This is a genomic window from Actinomadura sp. NPDC023710 (assembly GCF_040639875.1).
In the GTDB taxonomy this organism is placed as follows: domain Bacteria; phylum Actinomycetota; class Actinomycetes; order Streptosporangiales; family Streptosporangiaceae; genus Spirillospora; species Spirillospora citrea.
Genome location: NZ_JBFAGB010000044.1, coordinates 1 through 18323 on the forward strand (window position 1 = coordinate 1; position 18323 = coordinate 18323).

13 protein-coding genes and 1 riboswitch are annotated in these 18323 nt (G+C 72.6%); of the genes, 2 read left to right on the forward strand and 11 right to left on the reverse strand.

The features are described 5' to 3' along the window. Window positions 1-114: 114 nt before the first annotated feature. Window positions 115-1968 (reverse strand): translational GTPase TypA, encoded by a 1854-nt coding sequence (gene typA, locus AB0H37_RS36700; RefSeq protein WP_329094791.1) that lies wholly within the window; start codon window positions 1966-1968, stop codon window positions 115-117. Between the two features lie 190 nt (window positions 1969-2158). Further along, window positions 2159-2289: riboswitch (cyclic di-AMP (ydaO/yuaA leader) on the forward strand. A gap of 7 nt (window positions 2290-2296) precedes the next feature. Here typA and AB0H37_RS36705 point away from each other — a divergent pair. After that, the gene (locus AB0H37_RS36705; RefSeq protein ID WP_179832767.1) at window positions 2297-3313 is read left to right on the forward strand and encodes a C40 family peptidase; all 1017 of its coding nucleotides are present in this window, start codon (window positions 2297-2299) and stop codon (window positions 3311-3313) included. Window positions 3314-3677: 364 nt separating this feature from the next. Here AB0H37_RS36705 and AB0H37_RS36710 read toward each other — a convergent pair whose 3' ends face one another. The 3 genes from AB0H37_RS36710 to AB0H37_RS36720 are packed head-to-tail and all read right to left on the reverse strand — an operon-like array spanning window position 3678 to window position 6196. Then, window positions 3678-4067, reverse strand: coding sequence for a (deoxy)nucleoside triphosphate pyrophosphohydrolase (locus AB0H37_RS36710; RefSeq protein ID WP_360617289.1), 390 nt, complete (start codon window positions 4065-4067; stop codon window positions 3678-3680). 28 nt (window positions 4068-4095) lie between these two features. Continuing rightward, window positions 4096-4878: a Mut7-C RNAse domain-containing protein gene (locus tag AB0H37_RS36715; RefSeq protein WP_360617252.1), complete on the reverse strand. Its 783-nt coding sequence runs from the start codon at window positions 4876-4878 to the stop codon at window positions 4096-4098. Window positions 4879-4906: 28 nt separating this feature from the next. Further along, complete coding sequence (locus AB0H37_RS36720) at window positions 4907-6196, reverse strand: amidohydrolase family protein (RefSeq protein ID WP_360617253.1); 1290 nt, start codon at window positions 6194-6196, stop codon at window positions 4907-4909. 61 nt (window positions 6197-6257) lie between these two features. On the opposite strand from AB0H37_RS36720, the gene AB0H37_RS36725 reads away from it, so the two are divergent. After that, on the forward strand, window positions 6258-6761 hold the full coding sequence (locus AB0H37_RS36725; protein ID WP_179832764.1) for a MarR family transcriptional regulator: 504 nt from the start codon (window positions 6258-6260) through the stop codon (window positions 6759-6761). Window positions 6762-6774: 13 nt separating this feature from the next. On the opposite strand, the gene AB0H37_RS36730 is transcribed toward AB0H37_RS36725, so the two are convergent. The 7 genes from AB0H37_RS36730 to AB0H37_RS36760 all read right to left on the reverse strand — a co-directional run bounded on the left by AB0H37_RS36730 (window position 6775) and on the right by AB0H37_RS36760 (window position 17901). Beyond that, entirely contained in the window at window positions 6775-7833 is a 1059-nt protein-coding gene (locus AB0H37_RS36730; protein ID WP_329094797.1) for a bifunctional lytic transglycosylase/C40 family peptidase, read from the reverse strand. Next, the gene (locus AB0H37_RS36735) at window positions 7830-8471 is read right to left on the reverse strand and encodes a hypothetical protein (protein ID WP_360617255.1); all 642 of its coding nucleotides are present in this window, start codon (window positions 8469-8471) and stop codon (window positions 7830-7832) included. The genes AB0H37_RS36730 and AB0H37_RS36735 overlap by 4 nt, the downstream gene beginning before the upstream one ends. Continuing rightward, a complete protein-coding gene (locus AB0H37_RS36740; protein WP_360617256.1) occupies window positions 8471-10954 on the reverse strand; it encodes a type IV secretion system protein in 2484 nt (827 codons plus the stop codon). Before AB0H37_RS36740 ends, AB0H37_RS36735 begins: the two co-directional genes overlap by 1 nt. Beyond that, on the reverse strand, window positions 10951-13440 hold the full coding sequence (locus tag AB0H37_RS36745; RefSeq protein WP_329094804.1) for an ATP-binding protein: 2490 nt from the start codon (window positions 13438-13440) through the stop codon (window positions 10951-10953). The genes AB0H37_RS36740 and AB0H37_RS36745 overlap by 4 nt, the downstream gene beginning before the upstream one ends. Window positions 13441-13606: 166 nt before the next feature. Then, window positions 13607-16486, reverse strand: a complete 2880-nt coding sequence (locus tag AB0H37_RS36750; protein ID WP_360617258.1) for a TcpE family conjugal transfer membrane protein — start codon at window positions 16484-16486, stop codon at window positions 13607-13609. A gap of 56 nt (window positions 16487-16542) precedes the next feature. After that, complete coding sequence (locus AB0H37_RS36755; protein WP_179832758.1) at window positions 16543-16818, reverse strand: hypothetical protein; 276 nt, start codon at window positions 16816-16818, stop codon at window positions 16543-16545. Between the two features lie 63 nt (window positions 16819-16881). Continuing rightward, window positions 16882-17901 (reverse strand): conjugal transfer protein, encoded by a 1020-nt coding sequence (locus AB0H37_RS36760; protein WP_329094809.1) that lies wholly within the window; start codon window positions 17899-17901, stop codon window positions 16882-16884. Between the last annotated feature and the right edge of the window lie 422 nt (window positions 17902-18323).

Here is an 18323-nt window from a genome sequence, read left to right on the forward strand (position 1 = left end):
CCGCTGGCGGTCGAGGGATACGGGCTGCCCTTCCACCGGGCCCTGCTGAAGCAGGCCGGTACGTTCACCCCGCGGTTCCGAGAACCGCGGGGCCGCCCCTTTGAGCTTCGGCGCTCAGCCGGCGCGCTTGGTGCGGGCGCGCGTGCGCTCGCGCTCCTTGGCGTCCAGGACGACCTTGCGGATGCGGACGGCGGTCGGGGTGACCTCGACGCACTCGTCCTCGCGGCAGAACTCCAGGGCCTCCTCCAGCGACAGGAGACGGGGCGGGGTGAGCCGCTCCAGCTCGTCGCCGGTGGACGACCGCATGTTCGTGAGCTTCTTCTCCTTGGTGATGTTGACGTCCATGTCGTCGGCGCGGGAGTTCTCCCCCACGATCATGCCCTCGTACACCTCGGTGGTCGGGCCGACGAAGAACGTCCCGCGCTCCTGGAGGTTGGTGATCGCGTAGGCGGTGGCGGCGCCGGACCGGTCGGCCACGAGCGAACCCGAGGGACGGGTGCGCAGCTCACCGAACCAGGGCTCGTAGTCCTCGAAGACGTGGTGCGCCATGCCGGTGCCGCGCGTCTCGGTCATGAACTCGGTGCGGAACCCGATCAGGGCGCGGGCCGGGACGAGGAACTCCATCCGGATCCAGCCGGTGCCGTGGTTGGTCATGTGCTCCATGCGGCCCTTGCGGACCGCCATCAGCTGCGTGACCGCGCCGAGGTACTCCTCGGGGATGTCGACGGTGAGCCGCTCGACCGGCTCGTGCTTCCTGCCGTCGATCTCCCGCGTGACGACCTGCGGCTTGCCGACGGTCAGCTCGTAGCCCTCGCGGCGCATGTTCTCCACCAGGATCGCCAGGGCGAGCTCGCCGCGGCCCTGCACCTCCCAGGCGTCGGGACGCTCGGTCGGCAGCACCCGGATCGACACGTTGCCGACGAGCTCGCGTTCGAGCCGGTCCTTGACCATCCGGGCGGTGACCTTGGTGCCCTTCTCGCGGCCCGCCATCGGCCCGGTGTTGGTGCCGATCGTCATGGAGATCGCGGGCTCGTCCACCGTGATCAGCGGCAGCGGGCGCGGGTCCTCCGGATCGGCGATGGTGTCGCCGATCATGATGTCGGGGATGCCGGCGATGGCGATGATGTCGCCGGGCCCGGCGTCGTCCGCGGGCTTGCGGGTGAGCGCCTCCGTCATCAGCAGCTCGGTGATCTTCACCCGGTCGACGCTGCCGTCGTGCCGGCACCAGGCGACCTGCTGGCCCTTCTTGATCGTGCCGGCGTGCACCCGGCACAGCGCGATCCGGCCGAGGTAGCTGGAGGCGTCCAGGTTCGTCACGTGCGCCTGGAGCGGGGCGTCCGGGTCGTAGGCCGGCGCGGGGATCGTCTCGGTGATGACCTTGAACAGCGGCTCCAGGTCGTCGCTGCCGGGCATCGTGCCGTCCGCGGGCTTGTCGAGCGAGGCCCGCCCGGCGCGGCCGGACGCGAACACGATCGGGAAGTCGATCTGCTCCTCGTCGGCGTCGAGGTCCATGAAGAGCTCGTAGGTCTCGTCCACGACCTCGTCGATGCGCGCGTCGGGACGGTCGGTCTTGTTCACGACAAGGATCACCGGCAGCCGCGCCTCGAGCGCCTTGCGCAGCACGAACCGGGTCTGCGGGAGCGGGCCCTCGCTGGCGTCCACCAGGAGCACGACGCCGTCCACCATGGACAGGCCGCGCTCGACCTCGCCGCCGAAGTCGGCGTGCCCCGGAGTGTCGATGATGTTGATGGTCAGCCCGTTGTGCAGGACCGCGGTGTTCTTCGCGAGGATGGTGATCCCCTTCTCGCGCTCCAGGTCGTTGGAGTCGAGCACCCGGTCGTCGACGTCCTGGTTCTCGCGGAAGGCGCCGGACTGCCAGAGCATGGCGTCGACCAGCGTCGTCTTGCCATGGTCGACGTGGGCGACGATCGCAACGTTACGGAGGTCGTCGCGCGTGGAGATGGGCATGCGGGTTCGCCTTGCGTGAGAGTTCGGGAGTCACCGCAGACACGCGGCAGTACCCATTCTACTTGGCCGGGCGTACCACCCACTCCGAGCCGTTCGTCCCACCGGTCGCACGGGCCTCGATTGGCCAACTTTGCGCATCCTTTGTAATCTGCCCGAGATCCGGTCGTCCGGAGTCCCACCCCCCGGGACTGCGGCCGGAACGCCGAATCTCCCGCGGGAGAACCGGGGACCCACCACCCTCGGGGTGAATCGACGCTCGTCGTAGGGCGACTCCGGCCCGAACCCGTCAGCTAACCCGGTAGGCGTACGAGGAGAGGAGAACACCGGCTTGGCTCCGGATTCCCACCGGCGGCGTCGCGTTCTGCCCACCGCCACCGCCACCCTGCTCCTGATCGGCCTCGGCGCCACCGCGCCGAACCTCGCCCACGCCGCGCAGCCGTTCCGGCCCGCCTCCGCGCCGTCGGCTCCGAGCCCCACGCCGACGACCGAGAAGGGCCTGCGCAAGAGCCTCGACGCGCTGAACGAAGAGGCCGAGATCCTCACGGAGAAGTTCAACAAGGCCCGTGTGGAGTTCAACAAGGCCCGCAAGGCCGAGCAGGACGCCACCAAGGAGGCCGAGCGGCTCCGCGCCCTCGCCGAGCCCGCCCGCCGGCGGCTCGGCGCCCTGGCCGCCGCGAACTACATGGCCGGCAGCCCCGACGTCCTCTTCGGCTCCGGCGCCTCCCCCGAGGGGCTGTCCGACCGCGCCTACCTCGCGCAGAGCCAGGCCACCGCCGTCCTCGCCCTGAAGAAGCAGATCGACCAGGCCGACGCCGCGGAGCGCACCGCGAAGGCGAAGACCGCGCAGGTCAAGAAGGCCTGGGACGACGCCAAGAAGGCGCGCGAGGCGGCCAGGACCAAGGTCTCCGAGGTGATGAAGCGCCTCGACAAGCTGACCACCACCCACGCGAGCGACCCGCGCACCGGCCTCAGCGCCACCGTCAAGGGCTCCGGCCTGCCCGCGAAGATGGCCCGCAAGGCGCTCACCAAGCTCGGCTCCCCGTACGTGTGGGCCGCCGCCGGACCGAGCAGCTTCGACTGCTCCGGCCTCGTCGTCTGGGCTTACGGCCAGGTCGGCAAGCCCGGCCTCCCGCACTACACCGGCGACCTGTTCGCCATGGGAACGAAGGTCTCGCGCGGCGCGCTCCGCTCCGGCGACCTCGTGTACTTCGGCGGCAACCTGCACCACATGGGCATCTACCTGGGCGACGGCAAGTACCTCCACGCCCCCCAGACCGGCGATGTGGTCAAAATCTCCAAACTCTCCGACCGCTCCGACTTCGCAGGCGCGAACCGTATTTCTTAGCGTTTTTCTCCTCCTTCGGGCCTGGCGGCCCTCCATCGTCGATAAACGCGGGCGATCGCTGGCATCGCTTCGTCTCGCCTTGCGGCTCGCTGCGCGATCAGGTTCTCGCTTCGCTTGAACCTGCCTTCGGACGCGATCGCGGCCCTTGGGGTTGTTGCGGGGTTGCTGTGGCGGCTGAGGTCGGTCGTGAACGGCTTGGGTGCTCGGCCGATCTCGATCAGATTCACGCTTCGCTCGAACCTGCCTCCGGACGCGATCGCGGTCCTTCAGGTTGTTGCTTGGTTTCGGCCGTGGCCAGGGTCGGCGCGTTCGGGCTTGGGCGCCCGGGTGGATCCCCGCGGGGCGGGCCCGGGTTCAGGAGGTTCTAGGTGAGGCCCTGGGCGGCCAGGAGGTCTATCACTGGGCGGTCGCCGGGGAGCCAGTCGACGTCGTAGAGCTCGGGCGGGGTCAGCCAGCGGAGTTCCAGGTGTTCTAGAGGCTGGGGCTCGCCTTCTACCAGCTCGGCCGTCCAGACGCGCAGGACGGCGCGCTCGCTCAGGCGCCAGTCGCCGCCGACGCGGCGGACGAGGCGCACCTTCACGGCCAGTTCCTCGTGGCACTCGCGTACCAGGGCGTCCTCGTCCGACTCTCCGGGGTCGACCTTGCCGCCGGGGAGCTCCCAGCCGCCCGCCATGTGCGGCGGCTCGGCGCGCTGGGCGGCCAGCAGCCGCCCGTCCGCGAGGATCGCCGCCCCCACCACCACCACGAGATCGATCGCGACCAGCTCCTCTCCGTCTTCGTGATCAGACCGCGGCGCCGGTCCGTCCGGTTCCGTTCCCCCGGAGGGAGTCGACCAGACGCGTCGCGTCGCGGACGATCTCCTCAAGGTGGTCGCCGTGTGCCCCGCGCCAGTAGACCTGCCCGCACCCGGCGCAGCGGCCGTAGACGTCGTAGCTGCGGCGCGTGCCAGCCCGCAGCTCGCGCTCGACCTCCTCCTTGTCGACCGGGACGAGCTCGCCGTTGCAGGCGGTGCAGCGCGTCCACGGCCGCAGGACGGGCGCGAAACGGTCGAGCAGGTCGCGGAGCTGGTCGTCCGGCCGCGAGCCGCGGACGTAGGCGCCGAACCACAGGGCGCGGCGGCGCAGGAGGCCGCGGTCCTGGGTGAGCAGGACGCGGCGCTCCTCGTTGGCCTGGACGACGAGCGCCGGGTCGTCCATGTCGTTGTGGTAGGCGGTGTCGAGGCCGAGCAGGCGCATGCGCCGGGCCAGCGTGCCGAGGTGCACGTCGAGGAGGAAGCGGGGGGCGACCTGGCCCGGCTCCAGCGGCACGGGCTGGGGGCGCGGCACCGCCGCCACGCGGACCTCGGCCCCGGCTTCCGGACGGGTGGCGGGGCCTGCGGGCTCGCCGTCGGCGGTCATCGGGCCCGCCTCGGGCAGCGGCACGCCCAGCGACTCCACGAGGTGCCCCAGCGTCGAGGTTCCGTCGTAGGGCACCCGCGCCGGGGACTCCCGCCGGGTGGCGGGCAGGAACATCAGCAGCTCGTCGGCGACGCGGATCGTGATCTCGGACTCCACGCCGATCAGCATGCCACGCGGGGCCGACGATTCCCGCGGTTCAGGCCGCCGTCACATGCGCGGCGGAGTCCGACAGGCGCGCCAGGAGGGCGGGGACGTCGTGTCCGCGCAGCACTCCCCCGCGCTTGACCACCCGTCCGCCGACCAGGACGGTGTCGACGTTGCGGGTGTCCGCCGCCAGGACCACGGCCGCGATGGGGTCGTGGGCCGCCGCGAGGCCGAAGGTGTCGGTGCGCAGGACGAGGAGGTCGGCCTGCTTGCCCGGGGTCAGCGATCCGGTGACGTCCGCGAGCCCCGCGACCTCGGCGCCCTCGATCGTGGCCGTCCGCAGGGCGTCGGCTGTGGTGAAGCCGAGGCCGGCGCCGTCCGGGCGTCCCCGTTCGAGGACGTAGGCGGCGCGCATCACGCTGAACATGTCGCCGGGGCCGGAGGCGACCGTGTCGGCGCCGAGCCCGGTCGGGGCGCCGGCGCCGCGGGCGCGTCCGGTGGGCGGGGCGCCGATGTCCAGTGCGGCCTCGATGGCGGGGGCGACGGAGACCGTCCCGCCGCTTCCGGCGATCCGCTTCAGGTCCTCGTCGGTGTAGAAGTTGGCGTGGACGTACGTGGCCGGGTGGTCCATCAGCCGGTGGGCGTCGAGGAACGCCAGGCCGCGAGCGGCGCTCTCGGCGCCGTGGCCGCCCATGTGCACGGTGACCGGCAGCCCGAACTCGCGGGCCGTGCGCCACTCGGCGAGGGCGCGCTCGTCGCCCGCGATCTCGGGGCCGAGCGCGGCCATCGCCATCGTGACGGGGCCGCCCGGGGCGGCGAAGTGCTCGCGGTGGACGCGGCCGGTCTCGGCGGCGAGCGCGCCGAGGTCGCCGTCGCCGCCGTAGCAGTACCCGAAAACCGCCCTGATGCCGGCGGCCCGCAGCGCCGCGATGTTCGCCTCGGTGTGGTCCGGGCTCAGCTGGATGTGCGACCAGTCGACCAGCGTCGTGATGCCGGAGTCGAGGCACTCCAGGGCCCCGGCGAGCGTCCCGGCGAACACGTCGTCCGGGCGGTACCGGGGCGCCATCTCGCCGAGGACGCGGCGCAGGTAGGCGGGGAGCGTGCCGTCCGGCAGGGCGGCGCGGATCCCGGCCTGCCAGGTGTGCCGGTGGGTGTCGACGAAGCCCGGCATGACGATGTGCCCGGTCGCGTCGATGGTCTCGGCGCCGGCCGGCACGGCCAGGTCCGGACCGACCGCGGCGATGCGGCCGTCCTCGACGAGCACGTCGGCGGTCCCCAGCACGGTCGGTTCGGGGGCGGTGTCGATGACGAGGCCGTTGGTGATCAGGAGAGTCGTTGTCATACTCAAAAGCTTAAGAGTTAGCTTTCTAAAAAGCAACCAGTGGAGCGAGTACGCTCGGGGCGTGCAGGACGAGATCGATGACGTGGCCGCCGCGTGGCGGCGGGACGGGCTCCCGGAGCCGCTCGTCGCGATGCTGGAGCTGAGCAAGCGCGCCGGGCGCGTCGCCCTGCTGGTCCAGCAGGCCCTCCGGGGCCCCCTGGCCGAGCTCGGCCTCACCTACGCCGAGTTCGAGGTGCTGACCGTGCTGCGCCGGGAGGGCGAGCCGTACCGGTTGAGGCCGAGCGAGCTCACGCGCTCGGCGTTCCTCACCTCGGGCGGGACGAGCAACGTCCTGCAGCGGCTGCAGAAGGCGGGCTACGTGGAGCGCGAGGCCAACGCCGGCGACGCGCGCAGCCGCTTCGTCCAGCTGACCGCGGACGGGCTGCGCGTCACCGAGCAGGCCCTGGCCGCGTCGGGGACGGCGCACGAGGAGGTCATGGCCCGGGTGCCGCCGGAGGACGTCCGGGCCGCCGCCGACGCGCTGCGCGAGGTCCTGCTCGTCGTGGGCAGGCGCCGGTTCCGCTGAAGCCGCCGGGCGGCTACTGCCGCGCGGCCAGCTCGGACACCTTCTTCTTGAAGTCCGGCCGCGCGAGCGGGCGGGTCACCCCGATCCAGTTCGCCTTCTTGTAGGTCTTCACGCCGATCGCGGGCACGCACGCCGAGCAGCTCGCCACGATCATCTTGCCGCCGCCGATGACCATCCCGACGTGGCCGGGGTTGTCGGCCGACGTCCCAGGGCCGGAGTTGAAGAACACCAGGTCGCCGGGCTGCTCCTTGCCCTTGGCGATCTTCACGCCGAACGGCCACTGCTCGAACGTCGTGCGCGGGAGGTTGAGCCCGACCTGCCGGTAGGCGGCCTGGATCAGGCTGGAGCAGTCATAGGCGTCCGGCCCGTTCGCGCCGAACACGTACGGCTTGCCGCGCTGCGCCATCGCGAACGCGATGATCGTCTTGACGAGGGCGCCGACGTTGGCGGGCAGCTCGTTGTCCTCGCAGTTGATCCCGTTCGCCTGGACGGCCTCGAACTCGCCGCCGGCGTAGCGCTTCGCCCAGTCCAGGACGAGGTCCACGTAGTCCCACGAGTGGTTGTACTGGAAGATCGCGGTGCGCATGCGCTCGGGGGCGCCGTTGTGCTTGAGGTAGGCGGCGGCCGTCGGGATGGCGTCCTCCGGGTCGTAGCGGTCCTTCTTGCCGTCCTTGTCGCCGTCCACCGCGAACGCCTTGAACGTCGCGGCCAGGAACTGCATGGGACCGCCCGCGCCCGCGTAGTTCTCCCCGCTGGAGACGCCCGGCATCGTCGACCTGCCGTGGTCGGTCTCGACCTTGCCGACGCCCGCCAGGAGGTTCCAGGGGATGCCGTACTTCTTGCCGGCCTCCTGGTACAGCTTCAGGTAGTCGGCGGGGACGGACTTCGCGTCGGTGGCCGCCGCGGGCTGCGCGCCGGCGCCGGCGACGTTCACGCAGCCGCCGCCACCGCCGATCCCGCCGCCGAACAGGAACTGGCTCGCGCCGAACAGGATCGGGACGAAGACCAGCGCCGCGAACATCACCGCTGCGACGCCGAGAGCGCCGACGAGCAGCAGCCTTCGCGGGCTCATCCCGTGTCCCCCGCCTGTCCGGCGTCGGCCGGCTCGAACGAGTAGACCTTCAGCGAGCCGCCGTCCCTCGTCACGGTCACCGCGTACCGCTTGCTGTCGCTGCTGGTCCGCCCGTTCCTGGTGACCTGCTGCCGGCCGGTCACCAGGAAGATGATCGAGTTGTTCTCGATGTCGCGGATCTGGTCGAGGGACGCCGCGCCCTGCGCGACGAGCTGCTCGCGGCGGCGCTCCTCCACCATCCCGGGCGTCGCCACGCCCTGGCCGAGCCGCTGCCCGAGGTCGGTGGTGGTCAGGCCGGCGAAGCGCGCCATGTAGGCCTGGGGGGCCTCGTCGTAGCGGTACGTCCCGTAGGCGGCGACGAACCGCTGCGCCATGTCGGCCGCCGTGGCGAACTCCTGCCGGGAGAACGGCAGCAGCCGGTACACGTCGAAGTCGTTCGGGTCGACGGCGTTCTGGATCCCGGGCGGCGGGGACGCGGGGGCCTGCGGCCCCTGCGTCGCGGTCGCGCTCGGGCGGGCCTTCGGCTCATCGCCGGACCCGCCCGAGGGAGAGGCCACCGTCAGGTAGACGCCGACCGCCGCGAGCAGCACGACGAGACCCGCGAACAGCAGCTTGCGCCGCCGGTCGTTCAGGTTCATCACTCGTCCCGATTCGGCTCACCGGACCGGCGATCCACCGGACGCAACCAGAACGGGATCGGCGGGCTGGCGTTGGAGCCGCCCCTGCCCCACAGCGGCGGGGGCGCCTGCCGCCCGCCGGGCTCGGGCCGCGAGGGCCTTCCGCCCCCGGCACCGCCGCCGCGGCCGCGTTGCCGGGGGACGTTCCCGGACCCGCCGCCCGAACCGCCCGAACCGCCGCCGCCGTTGCCGCCGCCGTTGCCGCCGCCGGAGAACCAGCCGCCGCCACCGGAGCCACCCGAACCACCGGAGCCACCGGACCCGCCAGAACCACCGGAGCCACCGCCCGAGCGCCCGCGGCCGCGCCCGGAACCGGACGACCGGCCGCCACCGCCGCCGCCGAACCAGCCTCCGCCGCCACCGCCGGAACCGCCCGAGCCGCCGCCGGAACCGCCGCTGCCGCCCGAACCGCCGCCATCGGACACGCCGCCGCCGGTTCCGCCGCGGCCCGCCCAGGAGGTCGGACGGACGGTGCCCTTGCCCGACCCTCCTCCGCCGCCGGAGTCCTCACCGTCGCCCTTCGCGACGGTGACGCCGCCGGGCTTGACGGCCGCCGCCCTGGCGCCGTCCGTGCGGCGGTCGCCGAGGGCGCCCGCCCTGGTCGGCAGGTTCAGCGGTGGAGCACCGCGCCTGGAGCGCCCCTGGGCCGCCGCGGCGCCCGCGCCGCGCGGCTTGGCCGCGAGCACCGGCGCGTCCTCGGGCGACTGCTCCGTGCCCGCGCCGGGCGCCGACCGGTCGGCCGCGGCCACCGTTCCGGCCACCGCGCCGCCGCCCGTCACGCCGCCGGCGACGGCGGCCGCCATCGCCGGGTCGTTCTTGGCCTTGCGGAACATCTGGTAGGCGGCCACCGGCGGCATCGCCTCGGTGCTCTTGCGGGCCGCCGCGATCGACTTGCCGAGTTCCGCCTCGCCCTTGCCCCGCGCCCCGACCGCCGAGTAGCCGACGGAGGAGAACAGGTGCTGGAACGGCTTGCGGTACACGAACGCCGCGAACGTCACCAGCGCGATCAGCACCACCTGCAGGCCCCAGGGCAGCGTCTCGCCGAGGATCAGGCTGTACGCCCACAGCAGCAGCGAGAGCACCCCGATGAGCGCGGCCTGCTTCAGCAGCATGGACAGCAGCAGTTCGAGCCAGCGGACGGCGATGACGCGCCCGACGCCCGGATGGATGCCGATCCCGAGGAAGATCGGCCCCGCGACGAGGAGCAGCAGGAACGCGATCTTCACGACGATCAGCGCGAGCGCGATGACCAGGATGAGCAGGCCCGCGACCAGCGCCGCGAACAGCGCGATGAGCGACACTCCCAGCCGGTTCTGCCAGTCCTTGCCCTGGAAGAGCGCGTAGTTCTGGGGATGGTTGTCGTGGATGTCCTTCGTGACGTCCTTGTAGGCGTCGCCCTTCTTGCCCAGGTCGACCTTGTTCGTGCCGTAGGTCTCCGGAAGGTCGACCGCCTGCGCCCAGAGCAGCTTGTCGGCGTTCTGCTTGATGATCTTCGCGTTGGGGTCGCTGGTGCCGAACTCGCCCTGCAGCCACGGCTTGCAGACCAGCGCGACCCACAGCGCGTTGGCGTTGCGGGACGTCGCGTCCATGCTCTCCGACGTCGCCGGGTCGGGCTTGCCCTCGGGGACGGGAACGCACGTCCCGCCCTTGGTGTCGCTCGGTGGCAGCGCGGCGCTGAACGCGGCGCTGGTCGCCTCGGACACCTTCGTCCCGAGCGTGGTGAAGTCCGCGGGCCGCGCGATCAGCCAGACCAGCGCCACCATCGCGGCGACCATCCAGATCACGCCCTCGGTGACCTTGCTCGCGCGCTTGCGGACGAGACCCCACCAGGCCAGCCACATCGCGCCGAGGATGACCACCCACGACCAGTAGCGGGCGTTGAACGTCTTGCCGACGTTGGTGATGACCCCGTCGACGGTGTCCTTCAGCCAGCTCAGCAGCGACTCCGACGCGGCCGCCTGGTAGACGCTGATCGTCGTCCGGTCCACCGTCCGGACGAGGGTGAACACGGTGTTCGCGATCGCGTTGCCCATCATCGACATCGCGTCCGAGCAACCCATGTCGACCGCGTACCAGGTCTGCCCGGCGGTGCCGTACCGGTCGTAGTACGTGAGCTTCTCGACGGGCGTCTTCCGCAGCTTCTCGTCCGGGTAGTCGGGCGGCTTGATCATGCCGTCCGTCCCGGATCCGTACTGCTCGGGCGCCGGATGGTCGGCCGGGCTGCACGCGTCGTTCAGCGGGTTCGGCAGCTGCGGGACCGACGCGGACGCCGGCGACAGCGGCCCCAGCATGAACAGCGCCATGACGACCAGCAGCATCACCGAGCGGCGGGTGCGCGGCGCGCGGCGGCGCCTTGGGCGCCGGGGGCGCCGCAGGGCCTTGCGGTCGAGTCCTTCGCCGGGCGAGCGCTGCAGGCGCGCCGTCCCGTCGCGGGAACCCATCATCGGGAGACCTCCTCGGCCTCGGCCCCCGCGGCGGTGAGTTCGGACGTGCCCGGACGGGACCGGGTCGGGTTGGTGTCGAGCCAACGCTGCAGTTCCTCGGAGATCAGGTCGACGCCGATGCGCCCCGCTCGGCCGTCGAGGTCACGGAAGATGCATTCGCCGTTGCCGAGGTTGCGCAGCACGGCCTTGTGCTCGTCGGACGCCTCGACCCCGAGTAGGGACATGACGTTTCCGACCTCGACCCGCTCGGTGGAGCGGAACGAGAACACCGAGGACAGGCAGTTCGTCACCTGCTCGTTCAGCAGGTCCCCCGCGTTCTGGGAGACCAGGATCAGCGCGGTGTTGCGGGAGCGTCCCATCCGCGACACCTCGGGCACCAGCTTGGCGCCCTCGGGCGTCGAGGTGATCGCCCACGCCTCGTCCAGGAAGATGGCCTTCGGGACCCGCCGGTCGAGGCCGTGCATCAGCCGCCGCGCGAACTGCGACACCAGGTACATCAGCGCGACCGACAGCCGCTGCTCGTAGGAGTAGTCCTCCCGCGAGATCGTGACGTCCGGCAGGGTGAGCCCGCCGAGGGTGAACACGGTCGTCCAGCCGGCGGTGTCGATGCGCTCGCCGCCGGACGGGTCGAAGCACAGCCGCGCGAGCCGCATCTCCGACATCGAGCGCAGCACCGCGCCGAGGTTCTTGGAGGCCGGATCGTCGGCGGCCTCCAGGTGGTCGACGACGCGGCCGAGCGAGGGACGCTCGGCGTTGGCGACCGCGCCGACCGCCTGGATCATCGCGGACTCGCGCTCCTCCGACATCCGCGGCAGCAGCAGCCGCAGCGTCTCGGTCGCCATCGTCTTCATGGTGGCGAGGTCGTCGCCGAAGGAGAACGGGTCGAGCAGGCCGGGCGCCGCCGAGCCGAGCGGCAGGATGCGCGCCTTCCTGCCCCGCGCCTTGAGCAGCTCCACGAGCGACTCGGCGTCGCCCTTCGGGTCGATCGCCGCGATGGTGACGCCGCGCAGCGCCATCTGGTAGATCAGCAGCAGTGCGAGCGTGGTCTTGCCGCCGCCGGGCTCGCCGGTGATCGCCACGGCCGTGGGGCGGTTGCGCGCCGCGGCGACGAGCGGGTCGAAGTGCACGATGGCGCGGGCCCGGCCGAGCGACTCGCCGATGTAGGGGCCGACCCAGCCCTCGCCCTCGTCGTCGGAGCGGTCGCCGAGGTCTACGGTCGCGACCGGCATGCCGCCCGCGATGGTGCGCAGCGGCTGGCGCTGCGCGTAGGCGTTCAGCCGGATCTGGTCGCCGGGCAGCGACTCCAGGAACAGCGAGAACTGGTCGCCGGTCGAGTTGACGACGTCGATGCCGATGTCGCGGTAGTGCTCCACGACGGCGTCCACGCGCTGCGCGAGGAGTTCCTCGGTCGGCGCCGACACGATCAGCCGGTGCCACCCGTAGACGAACGGCAGCCGCTCCTTGGTGATGCCGTGCTCCAGCATCCGGGCGGCGTCGATCTGCTCCGCGAGCGCGATCGGCGCCTCCGCGCCCGCCTCCCGGATGTGCTGGTCCATGTCGCGGGCGTGCGCGAGCTTGCGCGAGACGTCCTTGGACGCCTTCGCCGGGGGGATCAGCTTCATCCGCGCGCTGATCTCGACGGGGAACGGCAGCGCGTCGGCGTAGTGGAGCCAGGGCTCGCCGTCGGGGAACGGCATCATGTCGGGGAACCGCGCGAACGACAGGTACGCGACGTACGACGCGGCGGTGGCGCCGCCGCCCGCCCCGGTGAAGTTGGGCTGCTCGATCCGCAGGTAGGAGCGCCCGTTGTGGATGGCGCCCTCCACCAGCGCCTCGATCTCGCCCTTGCCCCACGTCCGGCGCGCGACGGCGGACGGCGGCGGATCGGCCAGGGACCCGGTCACCGCGTGCTGGAACAGCCACGCGACCTCGGTGGAGGTGGCGTGCCTGGCGTACAGGGCGGAGCCGCCGAGCGCGCGGCCGATCCGGTCGGCCTGCTCGGTCCAGCGCGCGATCTCCTTCTTGTCGACCGCGTCGTCGTGCACGCCGAGGACGCTCTCGCTGCGCTTGTAGGCCCTGAGGAGCTGGGGCAGGACGCCGCCCGAAAGCTGCGCGCCCATGCCGCGCGGACCGAGCCGCACCCCGAGGTAGACCTCCTTGGTCCAGAAGTCCTTCGCCCACACGTGGGCGTAGGTCTCCTCCAGGTACTCACGCCACCCGGAGCCGCCGTCGGACGTCCCGTCCAGCGCCAGCGCCCACTCCGCCGCCGGATACGTCCGGTGCCCGATCCGCAGGTGGACCTCGGCGTCCTGCATGCGGATGCCCGCCAGCGCGATGGTGATGTTGGTGGCGAGCGCCTCGCGCTCCTCACCGGTCGTGAACTCGTAGGACACCGTGGGGAGCCGGAAGTACGCCCACGCGGCGCTGTCGGTCAGCAGGACGCGGTCGTCGAAGTACCGCACGGCCAGCCGGCTCGACTTGCTCATGCCGTCCTCCCGACGCCGGTTCCGATCAACGATTCTCTCCAGCGCCGGGCGGCCGCACAGGGCTGCCCGGGAAAGTGTTCGCCATCCGGACGGTCATGAACGTCAGGCGCGTCCGCCAGCAATGCCCGGTTCACCTCGGTCTCCGCTCGATGCCCGCGAGGGGCGCTCATCGGGTGGCCTCCTGCTCCTGCTGAAGCTCCTGGTAACGCTCGGGCATGACGGTGAAGCCGCCGGCCACGACGCCGGCGAGGGCAAGATAGGCACGCCGCGTCGGCGTGCGCAACGACTTCAGCTCGTTGCGCGGCGCGCGGTCCATGCTCAGGTGATCATCCCACGGGATGCGCACCAGCGCCCGGCAGCGGCCCCGCGCCACGGCCTCGGCCTGCTCGACGTCGTCCATGCTGCGGCGGCTCACCCCGTTGATGACCGTCACCGCGCGGGACCGCAGCTCCTCGTAGCCGTGGCCGTCCAGCCACTCGAACGTCATCGCGACGGCGCGGGGCGCGTCGGCGCTCGCCGGGGCGACGAGGACGATCTGGTCGGCGTACGGCAGGACGCGCGCCACCACGGCGGCGGCCGCGTCGAGCAGCGTCACCGAGTAGAACTTGTCGATCGTGCGGATCGCGAGGGCGTAGTCGCGGTCGTCGAGCGCCTGCAGCGGGTTCTTGCCCGCCGCGATGACGTCGAGGCCGGACTTGGCCTGCGAGGTGTACCGGCGCATCGCGGTGAGGCTGGAGACCTGGTCGGCGCGCGTGATGAGCCCGGTCAGCGTCTCGTTGGTGTCGCTGCGGGTGCGCCGCGCGAGCGCGCCCGGCCCGGGGTTGACGTCGATCGCCACGACCGGCTCGCCGTTGTGCTGCGCGAACGTGTGCCCCAGCATCAGCGCCGTGACGGTCTGCCCGGCGCCGCCGGTGCAGCCGAGCACGACGACGTGCCGCGTCCCGTGGAACGGCTGCTGGATCCGCTGCTGGTAGTCGGCGTCGACCTCGCCGTGCCCGCCGCCCACCGCGTGGATGAGCCGCCGCAGCCCGCCGGACGTCACCTCGTGCTCGGGACCGGGCGGCGTGATCGCCGGACCCGACGGCGGGGGCGAAGGCGGCGGCGGCAGCGGGCGGGGGCGGACGGGCGACGCGGGCTGCGACCGCACCTCCCGCGGCGGCGCCTCCTCCTCCACCGGGCGCGGGGGCTCCAGCAGACGCGGCGGCTCCACCAGACGGGGCGGCTCCACGGGCGGCACGTCCTGCGCGGGCGGCGCCACCGGCTCGGGAGCCTGCGGCCGCTGCGGCTTGGACAGCCCCTTCGACCAGGGCCTGGGCGGCTCCCGCAGGACCCCGGGCTGCTCCGGCGGCGCGGCGGGACGCGCCGGCGGCACCTGCGGCGGCGGCACGGGCCGCGGCGCCGGCGGCGCGGCGGCCTGCTCGGCCGACGCGGCGGGCAGCTCGGGCCGCGCGGTCTCCCGCTCCGGAGGCGCGGCGGGCGGCCGCACCGTCCACCCGGGACGCGGCTCAGGCGGCATCGGAGGCCGCACCGGCTGCGCGGCGGGCCGCTCTACAGGCGCGTGCGGCTGCTCCGGTGAAGCGGGCCGCTCGGAGTGCGCGGCAGGCTCCTCCGGTCGCGCAGAAGGTCGCTCCGGCGGCGTGGTGCCCTGCTCCGGCCGCGCGGCGGGCAGCTCCAGCGGCGTGGCAGACCGCTCCGACGGGGCGGGCGACTCCGCCTGCGCGGCGGGCTGCTCCGGCTGCGCAGGAGTCTGCTCCGAAGGCGCGTGCGGCTGTTCCGGGGGCGCGGGGGGCGGCACCGGCTCCGCCGCACGCTGTTGCTGGGGCCGGCCGTGGGGCCGGGGAGGCTGGGCGCCGAAGGCGCCGGGGACCATGGGGATGTCCGGGCGGGTGGCCGCGGGGGGTTGGGGGGCCGGGGTCGCTCGTTGCGGGGTGCGCGCGCCGGCGACCTTCCTGTCGCCGGGCTCTCCGTTGAACGCCTGCGTCGCGCGCACGCGCTCGCCCTCGGCGGCGTGGACCTGGTCGGGTTCGGCGGGCGGCTGCCGCGTGACGCCGTCGCCCGGTTCGACGGGGCGCACCCAACAGACGCTCGGCGCCGCGGGGGCCTGCTCGTTCTCGCGCGGGGTCGGTTCGGGGGCGCCCGCGATCTCCTCGGCGGCCCTGCGGTCGTCGGGGCGGGGCTGCTGGGGGATGTCCGGACGGGTGTCGCCGACCGGGACGGCCTGCCAGAACTCGGCCTGCTCGCCCGGCCGGCGGACGCCGGAGGCCAGGGCGCGCTTGCCGGAGCCGGGGGGCGGGCCGGGCGGGGGGACCTCCAGCCGCGGCGTCGCCGGGGGCTGCTCGACGCCGGCGGGGAAGGCCAGGACGTCGTCCTCGTGCGAGATGTCCCGGCTCGTGCGGCGCCACGCCTTGGGCGGGACGACGGGTTCGGGCGCGGCGGGCGGGGCGACGGCGGCCTGCGGGACGGGCTCGGGGGCGACGGCGATCGGAGCGGCGGGGACCGGTTCGCGCTGGGCCGCGTACTCGACCAGGGACGGCGGCGCGGCGGCGACCGCGGGGCGCGGGATCAGGACCGGGGTCGCGGCGGGGGCCGCGGCGGGTTCCTGCTCGGCGGCGCGCCTGCGGCCGCGGCGGCGGGTCTTGATCGCGGCACGTTCCATGGCGGCGGCCGGGGCGGGGCTCCCGGCGCGCCGCCAGACGCGGGCCACGATGACGACCTCGCGGGGCTCCTGGATGGGGGTGAGACGGCACCAGGTGCGGGGTTCGGCGAGGTAGCGGCCCTGGGAGAGCAGCAGTTCGGTGAGCCTCTTGCCCTCGATGACGGGGCGCGTCGCCAGCCAGGTGAGCACGCCCGGCGGGACGATGTAGAGCACGTGCCAGGGGGACGCGAAGGGGATGCCGACCAGCCGGAGCAGCAGGATCCACGGCACGAACACGCCGAGGAAGACGCCGATCTGGACCAGCGGCAGCGGCATCGGAAGCCGCAGGTCGTACAGCTTGTACAGCCGCTTCTCGATGCGCCAGATGTTCGTGTACGTGGGTAGATCCACGCCCCTACTCCCCTAACTGCGCGAGCACCGTGCCGCCTGCCGACCTCCGCCCGAGGTCAGGCGTCCACGCCTAGGGCCTTGGCGATCGCCTTGGCCGTGGTCTCGATGATGTTCGGTACGTAGAAGACCACTCCGATCCCGATCGCCAGGCAGATGAATTGCACGAACCGCGTGATCTCGCGGGTGAACAGGAAGAAGATCGCCACAATGGAGACGATCACGAGGAACAGCGGGCCGAAGATCTGGCGCAGCCAGTCGGCGAGCTGATCGGTCTTGAGTTCGTCGGCCGCAAGGATTTCGTGCGGAATCGACGCCATGACGTGCTGCAGCATCGACTGGCTACCTTCCCTGGTCGGCGGTCGGGCTGGGGGTGGTGGTGTTCACTTCGCGGCCTCTCATGACGCGTTCGGTTGTGTGGTGCCGCGAATGTCCTGGACGAGCCAGGTCGTCCCCTTCTTCACCATGGCGAGCTGGTAGCTCTGCTCGAGCTCACCACCGCCGCCCCCGGCCGGCTGCCACACCACGGTCGCGGTGACGGTGCGCGAGCCACCGGGCCCCTTCGGCGCGACGACCTCCTTGACCTGTACGAAGATGACGGACTTGGCCAGCCCAGCGATGGTCGTCCCGTTGGAGAAGCGGGACAGGGCCGCCTGGTTGCCGTTCGCGTACTCCTGGAAGAAGGTGCCGAGGAAGGGCTGAAGTTCGGTTTCGAGGGAGGTGTCGCGGTCTTGGACCCCGTCCTGGGGAAGCTGCGCCTTGGCCGGTGGGGGGAGCAGGGCGGGACGGGCGGAGACGACCAGCGAGCCGCTCCGGTCGGCGTACACCGGGACGGCGAGGCGGAGCCAGCGGTCGGCGGTGCGGGCGAGGAGCGTCACGGTGGCGTTGCTGGCGTCGCGGGCGTCGACGCCGGCGACCTGGACGGACTGCACCTGCATCCTGCCGACGCCGTTCCAGCCGTACTGGGCGTCGGCGCCGTCGGGCAGGAAGGTCCGCAGCTGCGCCTCGCGGGCGGGCGCGGTCTTCTGGTCGAAGTTGAGGTAGACGTTGGCGAACTGGAGGGCGAACGCGCCCGCTGCGCTGCTGGGGAACCCCGCGTTCTTCGGCGCCTTGGACGTGGCGCCCCCTCCGCTGGGCGTGTCGTCGGCGGTGAAGCGCTCGAACGGGGCGCGGACGCCGTTGACGAGGATGACGAGGATCAGGGCCCACAGCACGGCGCGGCCGACCCAGACCCACCAGCGCCCACCGGATCCGCCCCAGCGGCCACCGCCGCGCGAGCCGCCGCCGCCGGACCGTCCGCGGCCGCGCTCGGGCAGGTCCCACGGGTCGGCGGACGCCGCGAGCGCCCGTCCGGGCGCCGCGGTCTCCTCGACTACGGCGGTGTCACGGCCGCGTCCCACGGCCGACCTGCGAGCCATCCTGCCTCCGCTCGCGCCTCGCCCCCGGTCGGCGCGGTCCTGTTGCCTGGTCATGTCGGTGGCTTTTCTGAACCCACCTCGGGCCCAGGGTAACCACGGGCGTCAATTGTTCCAGCGCATCCCAGCGAAGCACAGCCCCGGCACGCGGTTGCGGATAATGCAATCCACCTCAGCAGGAACGGGGAGGATTGCCAAACGGTGACGTTCTCCTACCCAGGCCTCCGAACGGTGCGCAACCCCAGGTAACGGACAAGCGGGACGCCTCAGAAGTTGCTTGGTCACGGGATGGCGGCGCCGCCCGCAATCCGTTTCCAGAAACAGCAGACACTGTGTCGGAAATGCGACACCCCGCACCAAAACACCCAGCTCACCGGGCACACCGGCCACACGGGCATCCTGTGTCGCCAAAATCACACAGGTCA